Genomic DNA, 21,697 nt, shown 5'->3' on the forward strand with positions numbered 1-21,697 from the left:
CGTCGGCGCTTACGCGCACGACAAACACGCAAACGAAACGCGACGATCCGGCGCAGGTCGACTATGAGCTGACACCACTGGGGCGTAGCCCTATCGCTTAGCGAAGCTGCCGCGTGAGGTCGACGCTGACCGCCATCGTCGTGCGCTCAGCAAAGCCGTGAGAAATTGCCCATAATTGCGCGCAGTCTTCGAGCAACCGTTGGGACATTTGATGAAAGCAGTTTCTGGCGCACCGCAATCCCCGATCGCATTTCTGGCTGTAGCGTTGGCGTTCGCGATCAACATGATGGGCACAACACTGCCGACGGCCATCTATCGGTACTACGAGCAGCAGTATGGTTTCACACCGACCGTCATCACCGTGATCTACGCCTCATATGCAATTGGGGTGCTGGGTGCGCTGCTACTGATCGGCAACTGGTCCGATCAGTTAGGCCGTCGTCGCATGCTGCTGGCGGGGTTGTGTGCGTCGGCCGCGTCGGCGCTGACGTTCCTGCTCAGTGACGGGTTAGCGCTTCTGATGCTGGGCCGCCTGCTGTCGGGAGTTTCTGCCGGCATCTTCACAGGAACCGCCACCGTAGCCGTGATCGAACTCGCGCCGCCCGCGTGGCGCGGCAAAGCCATGCTCGCCGCTACCGCCTCCAATATGCTCGGGCTAGGTTGCGGTCCTTTGCTAAGCGGCATCCTGGTCGAACTATTTCCCTGGCCGATGCAGTTGCCCTATACGGTGCATCTGGTGCTGGTCGGCTTCGCCGCACTCGCCGTCTTCAGCGTGCAGGAGACCGCCACGATTCCCGCGCGGGTGAAGCTCGGCACCCAGAGAATTTCGCTTCCCGCCGAGGTACGCCCCGCGTTCATTCCTGCAGCGCTAGCGGGGTTTGCCGGTTTCGTCGTGGTGGGCTTCTTTGCGGCGGTCGCCCCTCAACTGATTCGGGTCGTCCTCGGCTTTCACAGCGGCATCGTGACCGGCTCGATTGTGTTCCTGCTGTTCGCGTGCTCCGCTCTCGGGCAGATCGTGCAGACGATCATTGCTGCCCGGTGGCGGCAAGCGGCAGGCTGCATTGGACTCGTCGTGGGACTGGTGAGTGTCGGCCTGTGCGTGCCCGAACGGTCGCTCGGCGCGCTTTTATTCGGCACCGCCCTGGCGGGAATCGGGCAAGGCATCAGCTTCCGCGCCGGGTTGGGCGAGATCGCGTCGGCGGCACCCGCGCACCGGCGAGCGGAAGTGACGTCGAGCTTTTTCGTCGTGCTTTATGTGGCGATCTCACTACCTGTGATCGGTCTGGGCATCGCCGTGCAGTTCGTCGGCATTCAACGCGCGACGCTGCTCTTTGTGGGCTTGACGATAGTCCTTGTGCTTATCGCGCTGCTCCTGCTGATGCGCGGGCAAACGAACTGCAAGCCAGACGCCGCAGCGATCGGCGACTAAACACGAAACCCCTTGCAGCTCGAGCGCCAACCCGCTTGAAGAAGCGTCGGCGGCGACCACCTGGAAACGAATAGGTGAATTGCGGGCGACTTCGGTTCAATTCGTACCGTGCGGCGAAGCGGTCCACGACGCGCCCGTTCGCGCGTCGGTTGATGGCTATCTTCCGCGCTGGATGAAGCCGCCAGCGCGTCACGCTCAGGAGCCTTCCAGCGCAGGAAGCAGCGCCGGCGCGCTCGTGAGGAAGGCGCGCACGTGCATCGCAATCACCGCGTCGCTCGGCGCGGTGTTGTCGTTCGAATAAATTCGGCGGCGAATCGCAAGGTGGGATACCGCCCCATGCAGCAGCCAGCCCACCTCCGTCAGATTTGCCGGATCGGCCGGTACGCCGCGTCCCAATTCGTGCGCCGTCTCAGTGACAATGATCTCCAGCGCATGCGCGACAACGGCATTCGTGTACGTCGGCGCCATTTGCAGATCTTCAAGCGAAGAGTAAAGAAACAGGCGCAGCCACTGACGCGTCAGCAGGGTGTCGTAGTACTCGCGATAAAAAGTATTGAGCCTGCTTTCAATGGGCACACTGCGGTCTTTCAGTTGAACAAACCAAATGGCCTTGAAGGTTCCCACAATTTCGCGCTTATAAACTTCGTCGATCAACGCAGCCTTGCTAGGAAACAGGCTATACAGCAAACGTTGCGACACGCCGCAGGCTTCGGCAATCGCGCGAGTCTGCGCGTTCAGACCGTGCTCGGCGAAATATTCGGCGGCCTTCTCCAGCACGCGCGCCTGACGCTCGGCGCGTGGTAGACGCTGCGGTGCTTTTTTCATCGACCGCTTGATCGGCGCGCGACCCGCTACAGTCTTGCTGCCCGGCTCTGCAACATCCCTGGGTTTGGCCTTCATGATGCTCCTGTGTCTATCACTTTAGAAAATTAAGTCTTCACGTGACGACTTGTGTTTTGGTAGAGTATATCGTCCGGGTACGAGGAAGGGTCTCGCCAGGTGCCCGGACGCGGTCATGCATTATCTCAGGCGACCCCCGAAGCGAGTCTCATCTTTGACTGCCACCGAATGCAAACGCTCCAGCCGGAAGCGTTTGAGGGCCTACCGCACAACCCGAATTCCGTTCTCCGTCCATGTCTTTGTCAAGCCGCCAGTCAGTCATCATTGCGCTGATCGTCGCCAGTGCCTATTTCATGGAGAATCTGGATGCGACGGTGATCGCGACCGCCCTGCCCCACATGGCCGCCACGTTCGGCGTCACGTCCGTAAGCCTAAATATCGGCATGACTGCCTATCTGCTGGCGCTAGCGGTTTTCATTCCAATCAGCGGATGGGTGGCCGACCGCTTTGGGCAACGCGCGCTCGGAGGGTTCATCTCGACCTATTTCAACTGGCGGTGGATCTTTCTGCTAAACGTACCGATCGGTTTGCTGGGTCTGGGGCTAACCGCCCTATTCATTCCGAACTACCGCGAACCCACCGGCCGCCCCTTCGATGTGTCCGGGTTCGCGCTGAGCGGTATCGCGCTGCCGTTCTGATGTACGGCATGATCCTGATCGGACAACTGCATAGCGACTGGCGCATCACGACCGCAGCGCTGATCTCCGGCTTTGTGGCTGCAGTCCAGACCATACGGCATTTCGGCCGCGTCGAACATCCGTTGATCGATCTTTCGTCCTGGCGAATTCCAACGTTCCGCGTGACCCTAGACGGCGGATCGATATATGTCGTATCGGTTAGCGTCTCACCCTTCCTGTTACCGTTGCTATTTAATGATCGGCAACGGGGTGCTTACCACGACCACAATCGCTTTGTGCAGCCTCCGCTCGCCAGACACACCTCGCGCGCTGATCATGCTGGTGCTGCTGGTCGGCGGCCTGTGGCGGTCGATGCAGTTCACAAGCATCAACACGCTCGCGTTTGCGGACGTCCCGCCGGCGCGAAATGCAGGCCGGAAAGTGAGCGGCCATACGCGGACCGAATCGCGATAGCACGGAATTGAACCCAGCGAATTCGCGTGTCTTGATGAGCATAATGCTAGAAGTCGAACCGAGAGATAACCAGTGCAGAAAGAGAGCAGTGCCCCGTCCATAGTACGACCGGCCGCCCCGGCCAGTGTCATGCCGACAGTAGACGTAGCACCCCCCCGTAGCGCCTCACGACAGATGCTGATCCTCGTGGGCATTTGCATCGCAGTGCTCGTGCTGCCGCTGAATTTCGGCGGTGCGGCCGTGTCCGCGCCTGCCATCGGCACCGCCTTGGGGGGCAGCCCCGTGGCGGTCAACTGGATTCTCAACGCCTTTATGCTGAGCTTCGGCAGCAGTCTGATGGCCTCGGGAGCGCTTGCCGATCTGTTCGGACGAAAACGTGTATTGGCCATAGGCGTGGTGCTCTTCGCGTTGACGTCACTCGGGATCGCCGCGGCGCCGACTCTGCTGTGGGTCGACTTTCTTCGCGCGCTACAGGGCATTGCCGCCGCGTTGGTCCTGGCCGGCGCGTCGGCAGCGCTCGCACAGGAGTTCGACGGACGTGGGCGCGCCCGCGCGTTCAGCATGCTTGGCACTACCTTCGGCCTTGGCTTGGCGCTTGGCCCACTACTCGCCGGGTTTCTCACGGAGACGTTCGGTTGGCGTTCGTTCTTCCTGGTGGATGCCGCAATCGGCTTGACCGGATTTGCACTCGGTGTTCCGAAGCTAACAGAGTCGTACGACCCCGCTGCGATGGGTCTCGATTGGCCCGGCGCCGCCAGCTTTACGGCCGCGCTGACACTCTTCACATTCGCGCTGTTGCAAGGGCCGGAAAGCGGCTGGAGCAGCCCTCTCATCATCGGACTGTTTTCATGCGCCGTCGGAACGTTCATCGCGTTCGTCTGGATCGAAAAGCGTGCTTCCCGGCCAATGCTCGACCTGTCGCTGTTTCGCTATCCGCGCTTCGTGGGCGTGCAACTGCTCCCGCTAGCGACGGCATTCTGTTACGTTACCCTGCTTCTTGTCTTGCCGACGCGATTCATCGGAATAGAAGGACATTCTGCGATTGACGCCGGCTTGATGATGGTCTCCCTATCGGCGCCGATGCTCTTTGTACCCCTCACGGCTGCATTTCTCACGCGATGGATGTCGGCCGGTGCCATTTCAGCGGTCGGCCTCGTCATAGCGGCGGTCGGTATGCTTTGGTTCAGTGGCCTCGCGCCTGATGCGCCATCCGATACCCTGACGCTTCCGCTCTTCATCATCGGAGCGGGAGCGGGCCTGCCGTGGGGGCTGATGGATGGCTTGTCGGTCAGCGTCGTTCCAAAGGAACGCGCGGGCATGGCAACCGGCATTTTCAGCACGACACGTGTAGCGGGAGAGGGCATGACGCTTGCAATCGCCGGCGCGATTTTGGCGGTCCTCACACGTCTAAAGCTATCCGATGCACTCGCAGCGCTCCCGCCCGTTTCGCGCGATGCCGCCGCGGAAGCCGCCCAACGCGTGGCAACCGGAGATCTGCCACATGCCGTCGCTCTTCTGCCCGCGCTGGGGCAGCCTATTCTCGCGCAGGCGTACGATGGCGCGTTCCACATCCTGCTCCATATTCTCGTGGCACTTACACTGGCCTCCGCGCTCGGCGTGCTGTTATTTCTCGGCCGCACGCCATCGACTGCGAGCCCTACCGATACCGGATCGGCGGTTTTGGGAGGGAAGGGGGTGGCTGACTGAGAACACGTCCGGGGCGAATTGGTGATCGCCAGGGCGCCCGCCTCGATCTGTGACGTTTGCCCGCAAAGTCGATTCTTCGCGATTCAGCGACCCTCTTTGGTGGCGAGCACGACTAGGTCGCCGCGACATAGTAGGTGACAGGTGATCGTCATCGAAGAGACGCTTCCTCGTTCAGCGGCGCAAGGAACTGAGAGCGCGCTGAAAACGCGCGGCCGGAAGGCGTATGTGTATGGGCTGCCGCAACGACATCGGGAATTGCGCCATGGACGCCGCAGTGAATGCCGCCGCAGCGAGTTTGAGCTTGCGACGTTGACGTTCATCGTCGAGGGTGGCGAACACCCGCGGCTCCGGCAAGCGGATCACCGCGATCGATTGCCTTTAATTGGTGTCACCCACTTCCCTTCGCAAACAGCACGCGTCCGAGGGTCAAGGCTTGAAACGGGCGTACATAAATTCAATCGCAAGTGTTTCGATAGTCATGCGACACTTGTTGCTTGACAGCCGCACCCGTGTCGCACGCTGTCCGAGGAACTGAGGCATACTGAGTAAGAGAACGCGCTAACAATCATGTCAGCCACTCATGTTAGCCGCTTCACGCGGCCACAAAACACCTCGCGGCCCCATACCTTCTCCCCCATGGAAACAAATTTCAACGATGCGCTTTGCGCCAACGACAATGCGCAAAAGAAAACCGATGATCTTGCGCGCGACATCATTGAGCAGATCGCCGATAAGTGGAGCATTCTGGTGATCGATGCACTTGGGACTCATGGCGAGATGCGTTTTTCGCGCCTACGCGAACACATCCGTGGCGTCAGTCAGAAGATGCTCACGAAGACGCTGCGCCAACTCGAGCGCGACGGCCTGGTTTCGCGCCACGTGCATCCAGTGATACCGCCGCGCGTCGACTATCGGCTGACACCGCTCGGAAACAGCCTTTTGGACAAAATTTGCGGGATTTGGGATTGGGCCGAAAGTCACATGACCGAAATGGAAGCGGCGCGCCTGCAGTTCGACGGTAGAGAAAAGCGGGCCGACACCTCACGGTCACCTGACGGGGCGACCCTTTAGACGGCACCGTTGAAGCTTGTGAGTTGCGAATGCATCCGGCAGTTCGATGCCCACAACGGTGACCGAGGCTTTAGGAGCGTCGGGCACGGGCCTTCAATACGTCCGGCAATGTGCTTCTATGCGGCTGCTTCTCGAAGAGTCTGTGTCCCGGCTTCCGCCTCCGCTGGATTGCGGCGTGAAAGTTTAGCGATAATGTTCGGGCACTGAAGTACATCACCAGCATGGCCACGGCCGAATTGCAGCAGACCGCAGTCGCCGGGATGCCCTCCAGTGTGGTTTCGCTTTGCTCCTGAGACGGCTCAAAGGTGCGCTGCAGGACCAGCAGAGTGCACTACTGATGCTGTCCTCCGTCACTTTCCCGAAGGCACAGAAATAAGCCACCCACGCGGCGGATTCGTTCTCTGGCTAAAGTTGCCCGCCACCGGCCACCTTCGCGTCAGCACGCGCCCTATATTTGAGCAGGCACGCGCCGAGGGTATCGGTTTCGCCCCAAGGACATCTGTTCGCCAGGGCGGCGCCTACGACGATTGCCTGCGATTGAAGGCCGGCTATCGGTGGACGAACCACCTGGAAAAAGCAGTCGAGGTCTCGGCGCGCTAGCACGAATCGCCGTGGGCGCGTCTGAATAACTGCGCGCGACAGGGAACACTGGCAGCCGGCTCTAGATCGACGCAGCAGACTGTGTCAGAGTAGCATTTTGAATGCTACCAACGCCGGATAACTATGCTGCCGATTGCCGACCGATGGTTCGAGTTAAAACGTATCAGCGACGATATCACCCTGCTTTGGGAGCCTCATGTCGTGCCACTGATGCGCTGCAATATCTGGCACGTACGCGGTCGCGACCGCGATCTGATGATAGACACCGGAATGGGCATCGCCAGTCTGCGGGAGGCAGCCCAGCATCTTTTGCAAAACAACGTGACAGCCGTTGCAACGCATACGCACTCGGATCATGTCGGCGGACATCATGAGTTCGCGCATACGCTGGTCCACGAGTCGGAGGCCGATAACCTGCGCTCGCCGCGAGAGCGCGGCACGCTGCTGGCATCGGTATTGGGCGAGAACGCGATACGCCGGTACCGTGAAGCGGGCTATCCGTTCGACGGCGATTTGATCACGGCCCTTCCGAGCGCACAGTACGTGATGTCCGACTACGAGATACGTGCGGCAACAGTCACGGAAATTGTCAAAGAAGGGAATATTGTCGACCTCGGCAATCGACATTTCGAGGTACTGCATCTGCCCGGCCACTCACCGGGCAGCATCGGTCTATGGGAGGCGGCATCCGGTACCCTATTCTCCGGCGATGCGATCTACGACGGCCCGCTTCTGGACGAAATCGGTGGCGCCGATATCCCAACCTATGTGCGCACGATGAAGCGCTTGCGCGAATTGCCCGTGCAGGTCGTACACGCGGGACACGACGTTAGCTTCGGGCGAGAACGGCTGGTCGCGTTGGCCAATGCCTATCTGGCCAAACGCGCATGAGCCTCGTTTGGCAAGACGAACGACTGCAGAGTCGTGCGCAACAAATCATAAAAATGATCTAGGCTGTGCGCTTGCGTCGGCTCGGCGGGAGCGTCCATTCACCGCCCTCCTCGAGGTGTTCCGTCAGCTTGTCCACGCAGTGAAAAAGTACTCGCTTTTCTTCCGCTGACAGAACGGACATGAGCTGCTCGTCGAAGATCTTGCCGATCCGATCGCACTTACGGACAATTGTCGTGCCCTTCCTGGTCAAGTGCAGGTTGATGACACGCGCGTCCGTCGTGCCGGTAGAACGCGTCAGCAACCCGCGATTGGCTAGCGTCGTGACCAGCTTTGAAACCAGCGTCTTTTCAAGGTATGTCAGCTCGATCAGCGGACCGAGGGAGATACCCGGCTGCATGTCGACGAAACGCAGCACGCGCAGGTCGCGCAGGGTGACGTCGCATTCGGCTTCGTAGAGGCCCGACGCCACGCCCTTGGCCAGCTCGCTTAGTACGTCGAGGCGGAAATTCAAATGCTCCAGTCTTGGATACGGCGCCTTCGACATGCTGTTCTCCCATTTAGCTACTCCGATTCAGTTGCACACTACAACATTTGAATTTTAAGCGTTTCGTGCACGAAACATGTCGTCGTGTGGTAACTGCCATACATGCAGGCAAGTTGGGCGCTTGCCACACGGCAGGAGCACGCCGCACTGTGCACGAAGGGACAAGCGCGCACGATGACGGTACGGCAAGCGGATCAATGCTGATTGGACCAAACCGAAAAACTTCTCAACATGCGCTCGGGTGATCCAGCGCACCGCCACCGCAAGCTTGAGTTCATCTTTTCGTCGGCTACATTGTGTTCGGCATGCCGTCGAATCCCGCGCTGCAGGCATGCCCCATAGCCAACACGGCGACTATATCGAACTGGCAAGGCGCTGTCTCCAGCGCGCGCAAGCCGCAATAGAGACGTTCCGATGCGATCGCGTTGGCACGGCACTTCAATTCTGAAGCGGCGCTCGCACCGGTTTCCAATCGTGAATATCTTGCGGCTGCGTTTCGCCCAAAGGCGGTGCACCGGCGATTTTGTTGTTCCCAATGCACCTTCCTCGCGCGTATCTGCACACTTCCAGAACATGGCAATGTGCTCACTTCCATCCAAAAGCAGTAGATTCGCACATATGTATGGGGTTCCGCATGATGGCACGCTTTGTGCGAATAGAATCAATGTGGACATTTCAATTATTTCTGTTTGCACCTATTTAACCGACAGCCGACGAAAACAGTAACTGGGTGCTTCCATGAAAGATGCTTCACGAGCGGCAAACAGCCGTCTACCGACGCTGCCCGGAGCGGACACGTGGGCGAAGCGCGAAGTGCCGGCTGGAACATTGCAGTTGCTTCTCGCTGATGCCAGCTTCGTTGTGTGTAGCAAGTATCACGTGATCATGAGAACCCGTCGCGGCTCGGCGGGTATCGATGATCGATCGATTTTTGAGGAAACATGTCAGCTGAATCTTTAAATCCTGTGCGGGGCATCCGCGGGATGGCAGTCACACCCCATGCGCTTGCGTCGCAAAGCGCGCTCGCGATCCTGCGCGACGGAGGCAATGCCGTCGAGGCGATGGTTGCCGCCGCGGCAACTATCGCAGCGGTGTATCCGCATATGAACAGCATCGGCGGCGACGGCTTCTGGTTGATTTCGCGGCCGGGCGAAGAGCCGGTCGGCATCGAGGCGTGTGGAGCGGCGGCATCGGCGGCGACAATCGACGCCTACCGCGCAAGCGGCCTGCAATCCATCCCATTTCGCGGCCCGCTGGCGGCAAATACGGTGGCCGGAACAGTGTCGGGCTGGTCGCTGGCGCACCGCTGGTCGACTGACACCCTCGGCGGCAAGCTGCCCGTCGCGCGCTTGCTCGAAGACGCGATCGCCTACGCACGAAGCGGTATTCCGGTCACGCGGAGTCAGTCCGAATGCACCGCGCTCAAGCGGCACGAACTCGAATCAGTCGCGGGGTTCGCCGAGACGTTTTTGACGAGCGACAACCCGGCAGGCGTACCGGCCGTCGGGGACCGCTTCATGCAGCCACGCCTCGCCGCGACGCTAGAGCGTCTCGCCCATGCGGGTCTCGACGACTTCTACCGGGGCGACCTCGCACGCAGCATCGCGGCCGACCTGGGTGCCCTTGAAAGTCCACTGTCGCTGGCGGACCTTGAACAGCATCGCGCACGACTGCGCAAGCCACTAGCACTCACGCATTCGCTCGGCATGATCTACAACATGCCGCCGCCCACACAAGGGCTTGTATCGCTGCAGATTCTCGGTGTGCTTGACCGTGTCTTGCGCGATGATATGGATCCGCTCGGGCCCGAGTACGTCCACGCGTGCGTGGAGGCGACCAAGCTCGCGTTCGCCATACGCGACAAGCACATCACCGACCCGGATTACATGGAGATCGATCCACAGGCGCTGCTTGCGCCGCGTGTGCTCGACTCGTTGGCCGAGCGGATTTCGATGTCTGCGGCAGCGCCGTGGGGTCGCGGACTCGGACCGGCCGACACCGTGTGGCTCGGCGTGATCGACGCCGATGGCGTGGCCGTCAGCTTCATTCAGAGCATCTATCACGAGTTTGGCAGCGGCCTCGTGCTTCCCGATTCGGGCATCAACTGGCAAAACCGCGGCTGTAGCTTCTCGCTCGATGCCTCCGCGCGCAATCCACTTATGCCGGGGCGACGGCCATTTCACACGCTGAATCCGGCACTGGCGCGCTTCGCCGATGGGCGCACGATGGTGTACGGAAACATGGGCGGCGACGGCCAGCCCAATCGCAAAGCGCCGTGTTTTCGCGGATCGCGCACTTCGGTTGGAACCCGCAAGCCGCTATCGATGCGCCTCGCTGGCTGCTGGGTCGGACCTGGGGGCAAACCAATGAATCACTCAAGCTGGAGGCGCGGTTTCCCGTCGACACATTCAATGCGCTGCGTCGTCTCGGCCATGACGTCGAGCAGATGCGGCCGTACGACGAAGCGATGGGCCACGCCGGCGCGATCGTCCGGCATGGCAACGGATGTCTGGAAGCAGGCTACGACCCGCGCAGCGACGGGGCCGCGGCTGGCTGGTAGACGCGCCTGCTAGACGGCGGGCGGCCGCTCCGCCCGCCCCCTTCTGAATCGACGACCCGCGAGCGTTCGTGCCGACGGCAAGGACGGCGCACGCCTGTGCATCTGTCGATACTTCAATCCGAAACGGAGAAACACATTGAACACCCGCACGCAATCACTGAACGGCGCCGCCTCGCCCGGCGCGCAAACAGCCGCGCATACCCGCTGGATCCAGCTCGGACTCGGTCTTGTTTGCATGATGACGATTTCGAGTCCGCAATATGTATGGACTCTGATGACGAAGCCGCTCATGGCCAAGCTCGGCATCGCGCTGCCGGAACTGCAAGTGACATTCTCACTGCTGGTGTTGCTGCAGGCATTTTTTTCACCGTTCCAGGGTGCGCTGATTGATCGTTTCGGGCCGCGCATGCTGATCTCGATCGGTACGTTACTGGCAGGCGTGAGCTGGGTGTTGGCTTCGTATGCGCACAGTATGTCGATGCTGTACCTCACGTATGGCGTCATCGGCGGTCTCGGTACCGGCATCGTCTACGTCGGTGTCGTCGGGTTCGTGGTTCGCTGGTTTCCCGATCGACGCGGCTTCGCCGCCGGTGTAGCGGCCGCCGGCTACGGCATGGGCGCCATTGTCACCACCTTTCCGATCTCTGCATCGCTGGCAATACGCGGCGTCGAATCCACGCTGTGGCTGTATGGCCTTATCTTCGCAGTGATTGGCCTGCTCGCCTCGCAGGGCCTGCGGGTACCGCCCGCGGCGGACAGTATCGGCTCGGCAGTATCCCGGACAGCGGTCGCGACGCGCGACTACCGCCCGTCCGAGATGCTCAAGACGCCGCTGTTCTGGCTGATGTTCGTGATGATGACGATGATGTCCACTTCAGGCCTCATGGTCACGTCGCAGATGGCAAGCTTCGCCGCTGACTTCGGCGTCAGCAAGGTACTGGTCTTCGGGCTCGCTGCGTTGCCGCTGGCACTGACAATCGACCGCTTCACGAACGGCCTGACCCGTCCGCTGTTCGGCTGGATATCGGATAGCCTGGGGCGCGAAAACACGATGTGTTTCGCGTTCGCGCTGGAAGGTGTGGCGATGGCGCTCTGGCTAATGACGCGCGACAACGCGGTTCTGTTCGTGTTGCTGTCCGGCGTGGTGTTCTTCGGCTGGGGTGAGATTTTTTCGCTGTTCCCTTCGACCCTGACCGACACGTTTGGTACCCGTTATGCCACTGCGAACTATGGCTGGCTCTACATCTCGTTCGGGATTGGCTCGATCTTCGGCGGCCCGCTGGCCGCGCTGCTGCATCAGCACACCGGCAGCTGGGTGCCGGTGTTCGGATGCGCGATTGTGCTCGATCTGAGCACCGCCGTGCTTGCGATGTTCGTATTGAAGCCAGCGCGCGCGCGTTTTGTCCGAGCGCAGGGATAACACATTATTCGCGGGCGACATCCCTTGGGCAAGCAACGCACGTCACAACCCCAGAAACAGCGCGACCGCTCGTTATTGGCATCGGCCATGACGTCAATGGCAATGGTCGCTATCGAAACGACCATTGCGTCTAAAGCGATGCAGCACGTAAAACCCGCCCGAGGCGAGCTCACGTGATCGGCGATTTCTATCGACTGCGCGGGTCACTTTCGATTATCTCCACGCAGACCCGCGCACCTATACTCAATTTCAACCAGCACGAAACGGGCGCCTGCGGCGTGGCAGACGACCGGTTCCACGTCGCCGGTGCGCAAGGCGCCGGGCGTGTATCTGACATTCAAACAGCGAATCAGGAGAACAGGCATGAGCAGAGCACCCGCAGCGGTCGTGGCGTACGCCCAGCCGAAGACATCGGTTCGCTGGAAGATTTTTCTCATGATGTTGCTGCTGGTTACGGTCAACTACATCGATCGTGCATCGCTGTCCGTCGCGATGCCGATGATCGCAAGCGAGTTCACGCTTACGCCGGTCATGCAGGGCCTCATTATGAGTTCGTTCTTCTGGTCGTACACACTGATGCAGATTCCTGGCGGCATGGCCGTCGACCGCTACAAGCCGCGGCTGGTCCTCGCGCTGTGCACTTTGCTCTGGGGTGCCTTCCAGGGTCTTGGCGCGTTGACGACCAACGCGATGTCGTTGCTCGCTACGAGGCTCGGACTCGGTGTGGCAGAAGCGCCCGTGGCCTCGGCGGGAGGCGCGCTCAATGCGATGTGGCTCACGCAGCATGAGCGCGTCCGCGGTGCATCGCTGATGGACGGCGGCTCGCCGCTCGGCGCAGCGCTTGGATCGATACTGATCACATGGCTGATCGTGGTCGCGCACTCATGGCGCGCAGCGTTCGCGATCGCCGGCGTCGGCACGGTCCTGTGCGGCATAGGCGCCTGGTACTACATCAAGAATCAACCGCGCGATCACGCCGGGGTCAATGAAGCCGAAGCGGAACACATCGAACGGGCCTGGCGCAAGGAAGACGAAAAGGAAGCCAAAAACCTGTCGGGCAACTCGCTCGATTTCTTCAGATATCGCTCCGTGTTGCTGATGTTCGTCGGCTTCATGTGTTGCACGACGCTTTACTACGGCCTGTTGACCTGGATGCCCACCTATCTGCAGAAAGTGCAGGGCTTCAACATTCAGCAAATGGGCGGCGCCAGCTTCGTGATCTTCTTCTGCGGCTTCATCGGCGAACTCTCCGGTGCCTACGTCGCCGACAAGTGGCTCGCCAGCGGCGCCGCGCCGAACCTCGTCATGCGCACTTTCTTCGGCATCGCCGGCGTGGTCGCCACCATTGCGGTGTTTTCAGTGGCGCATGCGACGAGCCCCACCATGGTCGTGATCCTGCTGTCCATCACGCTCTTTTTTCTGCGCTGGGGCGGTCTGTACTGGTCGATCCCCGCGATGCTCGCCTCACGCAACAAGGTGGGCACGCTTGGCGGGCTCCTCAACTTCGGCGGGAATATCGGCGGCATGGTGATCCCGATTGCGATCGGCGCAATCGTGCAATATACCGGCTCCTATTTCCTCGCGCTGATGTGTTTCGCTGCGATGGGCGTCGGCCTGCTGCTCTGTTCGATCGGAATCGATTACGAGACCAAGATTCCGGTCTGAGCGAGCGCCGCGCCTCGCATGAATAACGTTGCTACTGAGATTGGAAAATGGGAATAGCAAAAGTCGAAGACATCATTGGCCAAACCGTCCGGCGCGACATTGGCCGCATGAAGCGGTTCGTTGAAGGTCAGCTGGAAGCGGCCGCGCGTTCGATCATGAACACGCCGAACGCCCACGTCGGTATCGTCACTGGCTTCTTCATCCGCAATGCCGTCCCGCCCTCGCCGGAGACGGACGGACTGGGCGGCATGGCCCATCTGGCCGCCGCACTGTCGAACCTCGGCATACCGGTCACGGTGATCTCGGACGCGCCATGCTCCAAGGCGGTCTGGGCGGTCACCACGGAACTGCCAAAAGATGTGGCGTTCGAAATCACCTCGGTGAGCGCGACATCGGTCAAGTCGCTGAGAGCCCGGCTAAGCGAGACTGAACGTCCGATCACGCATATGATCGCGATCGAGCGGGTGTCGCCCGCGAGCGACGGCAAGCCGCACCGCGAGTACGGCGCGGACATGTCCGACGATACCGCTCCGCTGCATCTTCTGTTCGAGGATCCCGAGTGGTCGCGTCCGTGGGTCACGATCGGCATCGGCGACGGCGGCAATGAAATCGGCATGGGCGTGCTGCCCGAGCAGATCGTCCACGACGACATTCCCAACGGCCCGTTGATCAGTGCGGCCATTCCCGCGGACTACCTGATCGTTTCCAGCGTCTCGAACTGGGGCGGCTGGGGACTGGTATCCGCGATGGCGATGGTCGCGCCGCGAGACGCGGCGGCGCGGCTGCTCACCGATTTCACGCCAGAGCGCGACCGGGCGTATCTGACTGCGGCCGTCGACATCGGGCAGGCGGTTGACGATAGCCGCATCGACCGCCCCGCGACGCCGAAGATGAGCGTCGACCGGCTCTCGTGGGAACAGCATGCACAAGTGCTGAGTCAGCTCAGGGCGCACGTCGACGGATACCTCGCAGCGCCGTTGCACGCGTGAGCGTGACGCAACTTTTTTTGATTTCTTAACATACCAACCATGTCCGACCTTTCGAGTACCACCCTCAGACGTGCGCCGTCGTGGGCCGCCAGCTTGCCAGAAGAATTGCAGACACCGTGTTTCATCGTATCCGAGCGCGGCATTGTCGATAACTTGCATGCGACCGCCCGTGCGTGTGGCGGTGTGGAACGGCTCATGCCGCATGTAAAGACGCATCGCGCCGGATGGGTCGTCCGGAGACTGATTCGCGAAGGCGTAACTGCCTTCAAGGCCGCTACAGTGGCCGAGGTGGCGATGGTGCTCGAGGCCGGCGCGAAACACGTCGTCTGGGCGTATCCAACCGTGAACCGCGCCCATATCCGCACCTTGCTCGCGCTGGCGCACGCTCATCCAGCCGCACGGGTCGACGCGCTCGTCGACTCCGCGGCCGGCGTAGCCGCGTGGCGTCTCGCGACGAATGGGGTGCCGTCGACTAATCTCGCGCTACTCATCGACCTGGACGCCGGCATGGGCAGAACTGGCGCGCCGATGGCAGCGGCGACGCTGCAATTGGCCCGTGAGCTGACCACGATCGGCTGCTTTGGAGGATGGCATGTCTACGACGGCCATATCCATGATCTCGAGAGTGCCACACGCCGCGCGCGAGTGGCCGCCATCGTGGAGAAAGTGGCGGCGCTGACGCACGCAGCCGAGGCAGAGGGACTGTCGACAAGGCTCATCGCCGGGGGCAGCTATACGTTCGATCTGTGGCCGCGCACACTCGCCGACTTCGTATCCCCGGGCAGTTGGACCTATTCGAGCGCTCAACACGACCTGGAGTTGCCCGCGCTTGGCTGGACGCCAAGCGCATATGTACTGGCAACGGTGATTTCACGCAACGGCACAACCGCCACGCTCGATGCGGGCTCGAAGGCCATCTCGCCGGACAAGCCGCTGGCCGAGCGCTTTCGCTGGGACGGCAAAATCGTCATGATGAGCGAAGAGCACGTCGTAGTCGAAAACACCGATCTGGCAGTCGGCGACCGGGTCATGTTATTGCCGCGCCACGCTTGCACGACTGCCTATCTCTACCCCAGCGCGATGGTGCTTAACATGGAAGGGTCGTGGGAGGCGCGTGAGCAACTCGGGAGCCGTCGATAGGTCGCGAGGCCGGCAGCGGGGGTAACCGTCGATTGAAACGATACAACGCGACGCAGCCGCGCACGTCATGCGGCAAGTCGGCAAAGCAACAGACCACGGCGAAGCGAAAAACATGAACGACAGTGGCACGCCCCGCGCATTGCGTAGCGTCAATCCAGCCGGCCTCAAACCAGGCGGGCACTATTCTTCCGCGATGATCGCCGGCGACTTCGTCTTCCTGTCCGGCCAGACGCCGCGCGACGCCGACCGCAAGGTGGTCGGCAACTCGATCGAAGAGCAGACCCGTGCAACGCTCGCCAATGTCGAGCGGGTGCTGGCCGCCGCCGGCGCGGGACCGGAGGACGTCGTCAAGGTCACAGTCTATCTGACCGACTTGACGCTCTTTAGCCGCTTCAACGCGCTCTATGCGAGTTGGTTTGCCCAGCACAAGCCGGCGCGAACCACCGTGGAAGCCGGTCTGCAGGGTGTGCTCGTGGAGATCGACCTGGTTGCCTACATCGGCAAGCGCTGAACCGGCCGGCGCGCCGCACGCACGCTAAAAACCGTAAAGCCTCGCAGGATTTTCGACGAGGATTCGATGCCGCGTCAATTCATCGGGTATCCACAGCGTGAGATCATCCAGCAAGCGGGCAGCGTCCGGCTTGTTGCCGGCCGCTTGCGTCGGATGAGGCCAGTCCGATCCCCACAGCATCCTGTCCGCGGCGAGCTGGGTGAACCTGAGCGCGACCATGCCGGCGTCGGCGTAGCCCGGCGCTCCGCTTCGCGACGCAAGATAGGGACCACTCAATTTGACCCAGGTTCGGCCGCCGGCCAGCAGCGCCTCGACCATCTGAAATGCGGGATGCTCCGCGCCGCCCGGTTGCGGAATCTGCCCCATATGATCGATGACGAGCGTCGACGACAGACTCGCAAGCAACTGCCGATGCGCGAGTAGCTGCGCGGCGGTGGCATTGACTTGAATGTGCCAGCCGAGCGGTTCGATCCGCTTCGAGAGCGGCTCCATCATCGAGACCGTGACGCCGACCAGGTATTCGAGGTTAAAGCGCAGCCCGCGTACGCCCATATCGTGAAGACCGGACAGCTCACCATCAGTCACGGTGGCGGGCACGGTCGCGATACCGCGTGCGGTCTCTCCAAACTGCGACAGGGCATCGAGCAGGCAACGGTTGTCGGTTCCATACGTCGACGGTTGAACCACGACGTGTCGCTCCACGCCCAGTCTGCGCTGCAGCGCGCGATAGTCGGCGACCGTCGCGTCGGGCGGCTGTAATCGCGCTGACGGATCGACGGGATACCGCGCATCGTAGATGTGGTGATGACTGTCGGTCGCCTTCGGCGCAACGGGAAAGCGCGGTTGGCCGGTGCGGCCAACCCGTGCCGGCTCCTCGGGAACAGCAGATTCGCCCGATGACGGCGGCATGGTCGCGAGGCCGGTCGTCCAGTTGCCGCGGCGAGAATCTTCGCCGCCTTGGGGTACATCACGGTAGCCTTGCTTCTTTTGCTTCAAGCGACATCTCCTTTAGCCGGTGGGTCAATCGGAGCGACGGACTGTCCTGGTGCAACATGATCCACAACGCACTACGTTCCGGCGCAACAAAAAGAGGGCCCAGTATACGAATGCAATTTGCCCGGGAGATAATCAAAGCTAGCGACGCCATCTGATAGAAACCTTCGATCATGCGCATTTCTCTTCAGCAAATTGAAACCTTTTATTGGGTCGCGCGGTTAGGCGGATTTCATGCGGCGGCGCGTCATCAGCACCTCACGCAACCGACCATTTCGGCACGCATCCAGGAGTTCGAAGAGCATCTCGGCGTGCAGCTCTTCACGCGCAGCCGGACGCGCTCCGAACTCACGTTCGCAGGCCGCGACGCGCTTGCCAATGCGGAACAGGTGCTAAAGCTCGCCGAAAAGCTCGAACAGATTTCGAAGCGGACCGACCCCATGTACGGGCTGCTACGTCTCGGCGCGATCGAGTCCATCGCCCTCGCGGGGCTTGCAGATCTTCTGACGCAACTCAAGACGCGATATCCGCATATGAAGATAGAACTCACGATCGATGTGGGCGTAGCACTCGGACGCAAGCTTGGTGCTCACGAACTGGACATAGCGATACTGAACGATTCCACCGATGCGCCACACGTGGTCGAGACCGCCATCGGCTACACCGATCTACACTGGGTTGCGTCGCCGCGACTCGTGCCCAATTGCAATGTCGCGCCTAATGAGCTTGCGTCGGTGCCGATCATCACCGTCTCGCAGCCGTCATCAAACCATTCGCTTGTGATGAACTGGTTCCGCAGCGCCGGTTGCCATCCGGACAACATCAGCTCATGTAATTCCCTGTCCATGATGTCGCGGCTGGTTGCTGCCGGACATGCGGCGGCAGTGTTGTCGCCCGCGATAATGCGCACGGAGATCGATGCCGGGCTGATTCACGTGCTGGACACCGAACGGCCGATCACCCAGCAAGGGTTCTTTGTCGCCTATCAGGAAGAGTGTCTGAGCGGCGCCGATACCATCGTGGAGCTGGCAAGAGAGGTGCTCACACGCAGTCGAGTGCTGATCCCGGCTTAGTCGGCGAGAGGGCGCGGACTGGAATCGCAGCCGCGAAACCCCGAGTCGCTTCGAACGAACGCCCTGTTATCGACGCCACGCCGCCCCACGCGGCGCGTTGACGGCCTAAGCGTTGCGAGGACGTGCCGTCGTGCCGCGCACGATCAGGTCGGTCGGCACGATGTACTGCGAACTCACGGGCCGTCCTTCGATCCGTGCGAGCAGATACTCGGCGCTGCGCGCGCCGATTTCATCGGCGGCGAGACGCATGGTCGTCAGCGGCGGCGACGTGAAGCTGGAAAATTCGATGTCGTTGATGCCCGCGATCGACAGGTCGCCCGGCACGTCGATACCCGACTCGCGCGCCTCGGCCAGCGCGCCGATCGCAAGCAGATCGGTGCCGCAGATTACGGCCGTCGGACGGTCGGGGCCGTTCATCAGCGCCTTCATCGCCATCTGGCCTTCAATGATCTTGTGCGGCATCTCGATCAGATGCTCGTGGCGCAACTGCAGCCCGCGAGACTGTAGCGCCGCGCGCACGCCGATGATGCGATCAGCCGCGCGATCGCTGTGCTGCGTCATTTGCGTAATCATGCCGAAGCGTGTATGCCCGAGATCGAGCAGATAGTCGGCGAGGCGACGGCCCACCGCCACGTTGTCGAAGCCGACATAGGGATAGTCGTGGTCGACTGTCCAGCCATTGACGAGCGGAATCTGTTCCTTTTCGATCAGTTCGTAGAGCGCGGGCGAGTGGCTGCGGCCCACGAGCATCAGCCCGGCGATGCCATCCGCGATAAGGGCGCGAACCTGCTTCAGCTCATCTTCCTGGTCATAGTACGAGCATCCGAGCAGCAATGTGTAGCCGGCTTCCCCGATGCGTTTTTGCAGCGCGAACACCCCGATCGCGAAGTTCTGGTTTTCCAGCGATGGGATCACCGCGCCGATCGTTTTCGAGCGCTGCGATGCTAGCGCGCGCGCCGCAGCGTGCGGTGTGTAGCCCAGTTCCTGTGCGATGTCGCGCACACGTTTCTGCAGTTCTGCCGCTACCTTTGCGTTACCGTTCAGCACGCGCGAAACGGTCGCAGTCGATACCCGTGCCGCGCGCGCGACATCTATCACGGAAATCGCATTCGATTTGCGACGCGGCGCTCTTTTCTTTGTCTCGTTGATCAACTTTCACCCTGCCCGGTATCGAGGCGCACCATCGCGCCTGCCCTGTCCGGCATACTATAACGCGGCACCTTGAGGAATGGCCACCGCCGGGCGCGCGCCTTCGGCTGGTTGGTCCGTTCGGGGCTCGCGTCGAACTTCATTCTCCAGCACATCGCCGAGCGGCCCCGGGTTTCGTTAAAGCGGTTATGCGCATGGCCCGGCACACCGTGCACGCTCACGAAGTTGTAGTCGGGTCAATCGATGCGGCGCTTCGCAGTTGCACCAATCTATCCGCGACCCCGCCCGCCGATTATTTTCCTGATTCCGTTCAACAACATCGCGATCCGGCTGGTTGAGCAGGACATAACGGAGCCGGCGGACCACCGGAACTCAAATCGCTGCGTGCACAGCAGTTCTGAACGCTGTGCACGCGCCGTTCAACGCGGCTTCGGTTCGACCGGCGGATCGGCGCGATAGCCGCCGCCGAGCGTCTTCGTCAACGTGATTTCCTGACCGAGCATCTGACCACGGAGCGTGAGCAGCGCAATCTGTTCGGCGATCACCGGCTGGCGCGCTTCGAGCGCCGCCAGCCGGCTCGCCAGCCCGCGTCGATAATGTGCTTCGACGCTGTCCCTCGCGAACGCCACCGATTCGATCCGTCGTTTTTGCAACTCAGTCTCCGCGTCGAAAGTCTGCAGACGGCTACCTGTCTGTGCGACATCGCGTACGGCGTTGAGAACGGCCTGGTTGTACTGCTCGATCAACAGGTTGCTCCCCTCGCGTGCGCCGCTCAGGTTCGAGTTGAGCCTGCCGCCATCGAAAATCGGCAGATACAGGCCCGGTATCAGGTTGATCTGCTGGCTTGCATGCGTGAAGAGGTCCGCGAGATGCAAGGCGTTAAAGCCGAAAAACGCCTTGATGTCGAAGCTTGGATAGAACGCCGCCTTCGCCGCGTCGATCCGGTCGAACGATGCCTCCACATACCATCGCATCGCCTGCAGATCCGGCCGCCGGGCAAGCAGTTCGTAGGCGAGCGTCGCCGGCAAGGCTGCGTGCGAACGCGGCAGCGCGACGGGCTCGATGGCGGGCAGATCATCGGACCCCGCGCCGAGCAGCGCCCGCATCGACTCGCGCAATTGCTTGATCTGCCCTTGCGCCGACACGATCTGCCGTTCGATGGCCAGTTGCCGCGCTTGTGCTTCTTCGGGCAAGGTGAGGGCTTCGAGGCCACGCGCCGCATACGCTTCGTGCGCCTGCACTGCGAACGTCGCGACCTCACCCGACTCGTTCAGCAGATCGATGAGGTGATACGTCGTTTGAATGCCGTAGTAAAGCGTCGCGACATCCGTCGAGATTTCGAGTTCGACAGCGGACGCCTCGGCGAGCCGCGCATTGCTCACGCCGAGCGAGGCGGCAATCTACGCGCGTTGCTTGCCCCAAATATCGACGTCCAGGCTTGCGCCTAGCCCGACGATGCCCTCGGTGTACCACGGGCCCGTCAGCCCCAAAGCCGGTTCGTTCCTCGCGAACGGGCCGAGAAAGCCGTTCGCGGAAACATGTTCGCGATCCAGTTGCGCAAGCGCGGCCACCTGAAGGCCCAACCCCGCGCTAACCAGCTCGACGTCCGACCTGGCCTGCGCAACGCGCGTGCGCGCAATCACCATAGTTGGCGCATTGCCCAGCGCCTGATCGATCAGTGCATCGAGTTGCGCATCGTGATAACGCGTCCACCAGCGGGCGGCGGGCCATCCATCGCGGGCAAGGTGGATGTCGTTCGCGAGCTTGATCTGCGCGGGCGCGATCTCGGCACGGGGCGTGCCGTTGTGGTGGATCAGTGCACAACCTGCCAGGCAGACGCACAGCAACCCAGCAACGCCGAGGGTGTGGCGGCACCACGACGAGCCGCCGCGACTTGATCGCGCAGTCATGATCCTGCCGCCTGTGATGCAGGGGCCGTGACGGGTGCCTCGACGCGTACATCC

Annotated in this window: 18 protein-coding genes and 1 pseudogene; 13 read left to right on the top strand and 6 right to left on the bottom strand. The window is 61.4% G+C overall.

What is annotated here, in order from left to right; translation table 11 throughout:
* The first annotated feature begins 211 nt into the window (after positions 1-211).
* Complete coding sequence (locus RW095_RS06555; protein ID WP_317015247.1) at positions 212-1,429, top strand: MFS transporter; 1,218 nt, start codon at positions 212-214, stop codon at positions 1,427-1,429.
* A gap of 195 nt (positions 1,430-1,624) precedes the next feature.
* Here the strand turns inward: RW095_RS06555 and RW095_RS06560 are convergent, their stop codons facing one another.
* Entirely contained in the window at positions 1,625-2,329 is a 705-nt protein-coding gene (locus RW095_RS06560; RefSeq protein ID WP_317015248.1) for a TetR/AcrR family transcriptional regulator, read from the bottom strand.
* Positions 2,330-2,622: 293 nt separating this feature from the next.
* On the opposite strand from RW095_RS06560, the gene RW095_RS06565 reads away from it, so the two are divergent.
* From RW095_RS06565 to RW095_RS06585, 5 genes are all read left to right on the top strand, one after another.
* The gene (locus RW095_RS06565; RefSeq protein ID WP_449406526.1) at positions 2,623-2,967 is read left to right on the top strand and encodes an MFS transporter; all 345 of its coding nucleotides are present in this window, start codon (positions 2,623-2,625) and stop codon (positions 2,965-2,967) included.
* A gap of 627 nt (positions 2,968-3,594) precedes the next feature.
* On the top strand, positions 3,595-5,127 hold the full coding sequence (locus tag RW095_RS06570) for an MFS transporter (protein ID WP_317015251.1): 1,533 nt from the start codon (positions 3,595-3,597) through the stop codon (positions 5,125-5,127).
* A gap of 141 nt (positions 5,128-5,268) precedes the next feature.
* Positions 5,269-5,625: a hypothetical protein gene (locus tag RW095_RS41705; protein WP_317015253.1), complete on the top strand. Its 357-nt coding sequence runs from the start codon at positions 5,269-5,271 to the stop codon at positions 5,623-5,625.
* 69 nt (positions 5,626-5,694) lie between these two features.
* Positions 5,695-6,198 carry a winged helix-turn-helix transcriptional regulator gene (locus RW095_RS06580; protein WP_317015254.1) on the top strand — a complete coding sequence of 168 codons (504 nt, stop codon included), beginning with the start codon at positions 5,695-5,697 and terminating at the stop codon, positions 6,196-6,198.
* Between the two features lie 723 nt (positions 6,199-6,921).
* A complete protein-coding gene (locus RW095_RS06585) occupies positions 6,922-7,689 on the top strand; it encodes an MBL fold metallo-hydrolase (protein WP_317015255.1) in 768 nt (255 codons plus the stop codon).
* A 58-nt stretch (positions 7,690-7,747) separates the two neighbouring features.
* On the opposite strand, the gene RW095_RS06590 is transcribed toward RW095_RS06585, so the two are convergent.
* Positions 7,748-8,233 carry a MarR family winged helix-turn-helix transcriptional regulator gene (locus RW095_RS06590; RefSeq protein ID WP_317015256.1) on the bottom strand — a complete coding sequence of 162 codons (486 nt, stop codon included), beginning with the start codon at positions 8,231-8,233 and terminating at the stop codon, positions 7,748-7,750.
* A gap of 941 nt (positions 8,234-9,174) precedes the next feature.
* Between RW095_RS06590 and RW095_RS06595 the strand changes: the two are divergent.
* From RW095_RS06595 to RW095_RS06620, 6 genes and pseudogenes are all read left to right on the top strand, one after another.
* Positions 9,175-10,793: pseudogene (locus tag RW095_RS06595) on the top strand (gamma-glutamyltransferase family protein).
* Positions 10,794-10,929: 136 nt separating this feature from the next.
* A complete protein-coding gene (gene oxlT, locus RW095_RS06600) occupies positions 10,930-12,213 on the top strand; it encodes an oxalate/formate MFS antiporter (protein ID WP_317015258.1) in 1,284 nt (427 codons plus the stop codon).
* A 363-nt stretch (positions 12,214-12,576) separates the two neighbouring features.
* A complete protein-coding gene (locus tag RW095_RS06605) occupies positions 12,577-13,878 on the top strand; it encodes an MFS transporter (RefSeq protein ID WP_317015259.1) in 1,302 nt (433 codons plus the stop codon).
* Between the two features lie 47 nt (positions 13,879-13,925).
* The gene (locus tag RW095_RS06610) at positions 13,926-14,867 is read left to right on the top strand and encodes a glutamate cyclase domain-containing protein (protein ID WP_317015261.1); all 942 of its coding nucleotides are present in this window, start codon (positions 13,926-13,928) and stop codon (positions 14,865-14,867) included.
* 39 nt (positions 14,868-14,906) lie between these two features.
* Positions 14,907-16,007 carry an alanine racemase gene (locus RW095_RS06615; protein ID WP_317015262.1) on the top strand — a complete coding sequence of 367 codons (1,101 nt, stop codon included), beginning with the start codon at positions 14,907-14,909 and terminating at the stop codon, positions 16,005-16,007.
* A 112-nt stretch (positions 16,008-16,119) separates the two neighbouring features.
* Positions 16,120-16,518: a RidA family protein gene (locus tag RW095_RS06620; RefSeq protein WP_317015264.1), complete on the top strand. Its 399-nt coding sequence runs from the start codon at positions 16,120-16,122 to the stop codon at positions 16,516-16,518.
* 24 nt (positions 16,519-16,542) lie between these two features.
* Here RW095_RS06620 and RW095_RS06625 read toward each other — a convergent pair whose 3' ends face one another.
* Entirely contained in the window at positions 16,543-17,514 is a 972-nt protein-coding gene (locus tag RW095_RS06625; RefSeq protein ID WP_317015265.1) for an amidohydrolase family protein, read from the bottom strand.
* Between the two features lie 170 nt (positions 17,515-17,684).
* Between RW095_RS06625 and RW095_RS06630 the strand changes: the two genes are divergently transcribed.
* Positions 17,685-18,584 carry a LysR family transcriptional regulator gene (locus tag RW095_RS06630; protein WP_317015267.1) on the top strand — a complete coding sequence of 300 codons (900 nt, stop codon included), beginning with the start codon at positions 17,685-17,687 and terminating at the stop codon, positions 18,582-18,584.
* Between the two features lie 105 nt (positions 18,585-18,689).
* Here the strand turns inward: RW095_RS06630 and RW095_RS06635 are convergent, their stop codons facing one another.
* From RW095_RS06635 to RW095_RS41345, 3 genes are all read right to left on the bottom strand, one after another.
* Positions 18,690-19,682 (bottom strand): LacI family DNA-binding transcriptional regulator, encoded by a 993-nt coding sequence (locus tag RW095_RS06635; RefSeq protein WP_317015268.1) that lies wholly within the window; start codon positions 19,680-19,682, stop codon positions 18,690-18,692.
* 470 nt (positions 19,683-20,152) lie between these two features.
* Entirely contained in the window at positions 20,153-21,115 is a 963-nt protein-coding gene (locus RW095_RS41340) for a TolC family protein (RefSeq protein WP_394365005.1), read from the bottom strand.
* A gap of 18 nt (positions 21,116-21,133) precedes the next feature.
* Positions 21,134-21,643, bottom strand: coding sequence for a hypothetical protein (locus tag RW095_RS41345; protein ID WP_394365006.1), 510 nt, complete (start codon positions 21,641-21,643; stop codon positions 21,134-21,136).
* Positions 21,644-21,697 lie beyond the last annotated feature (54 nt).

The organism is Paraburkholderia kirstenboschensis, assembly GCF_032806925.1.
Taxonomy (GTDB): Bacteria; Pseudomonadota; Gammaproteobacteria; order Burkholderiales; family Burkholderiaceae; genus Paraburkholderia; species Paraburkholderia kirstenboschensis.

Coding starts and splice junctions, on each gene's coding strand:
- RW095_RS06610 (WP_317015261.1), top strand. CDS start 13,926: ATGGGAATAGCAAAAGTCGAAGACATCATTGGCCAAACCGTCCGGCGC.
- RW095_RS06570 (WP_317015251.1), top strand. CDS start 3,595: ATGCTGATCCTCGTGGGCATTTGCATCGCAGTGCTCGTGCTGCCGCTG.
- RW095_RS06565 (WP_449406526.1), top strand. CDS start 2,623: ATGGAGAATCTGGATGCGACGGTGATCGCGACCGCCCTGCCCCACATG.
- RW095_RS06580 (WP_317015254.1), top strand. CDS start 5,695: ATGTCAGCCACTCATGTTAGCCGCTTCACGCGGCCACAAAACACCTCG.
- RW095_RS06615 (WP_317015262.1), top strand. CDS start 14,907: ATGTCCGACCTTTCGAGTACCACCCTCAGACGTGCGCCGTCGTGGGCC.
- RW095_RS06620 (WP_317015264.1), top strand. CDS start 16,120: ATGAACGACAGTGGCACGCCCCGCGCATTGCGTAGCGTCAATCCAGCC.
- RW095_RS06630 (WP_317015267.1), top strand. CDS start 17,685: ATGCGCATTTCTCTTCAGCAAATTGAAACCTTTTATTGGGTCGCGCGG.
- RW095_RS06590 (WP_317015256.1), bottom strand. CDS start 8,233: ATGTCGAAGGCGCCGTATCCAAGACTGGAGCATTTGAATTTCCGCCTC.
- RW095_RS06560 (WP_317015248.1), bottom strand. CDS start 2,329: ATGAAGGCCAAACCCAGGGATGTTGCAGAGCCGGGCAGCAAGACTGTA.
- RW095_RS06605 (WP_317015259.1), top strand. CDS start 12,577: ATGAGCAGAGCACCCGCAGCGGTCGTGGCGTACGCCCAGCCGAAGACA.
- RW095_RS06585 (WP_317015255.1), top strand. CDS start 6,922: ATGCTGCCGATTGCCGACCGATGGTTCGAGTTAAAACGTATCAGCGAC.
- RW095_RS41345 (WP_394365006.1), bottom strand. CDS start 21,643: ATGACTGCGCGATCAAGTCGCGGCGGCTCGTCGTGGTGCCGCCACACC.
- RW095_RS06555 (WP_317015247.1), top strand. CDS start 212: ATGAAAGCAGTTTCTGGCGCACCGCAATCCCCGATCGCATTTCTGGCT.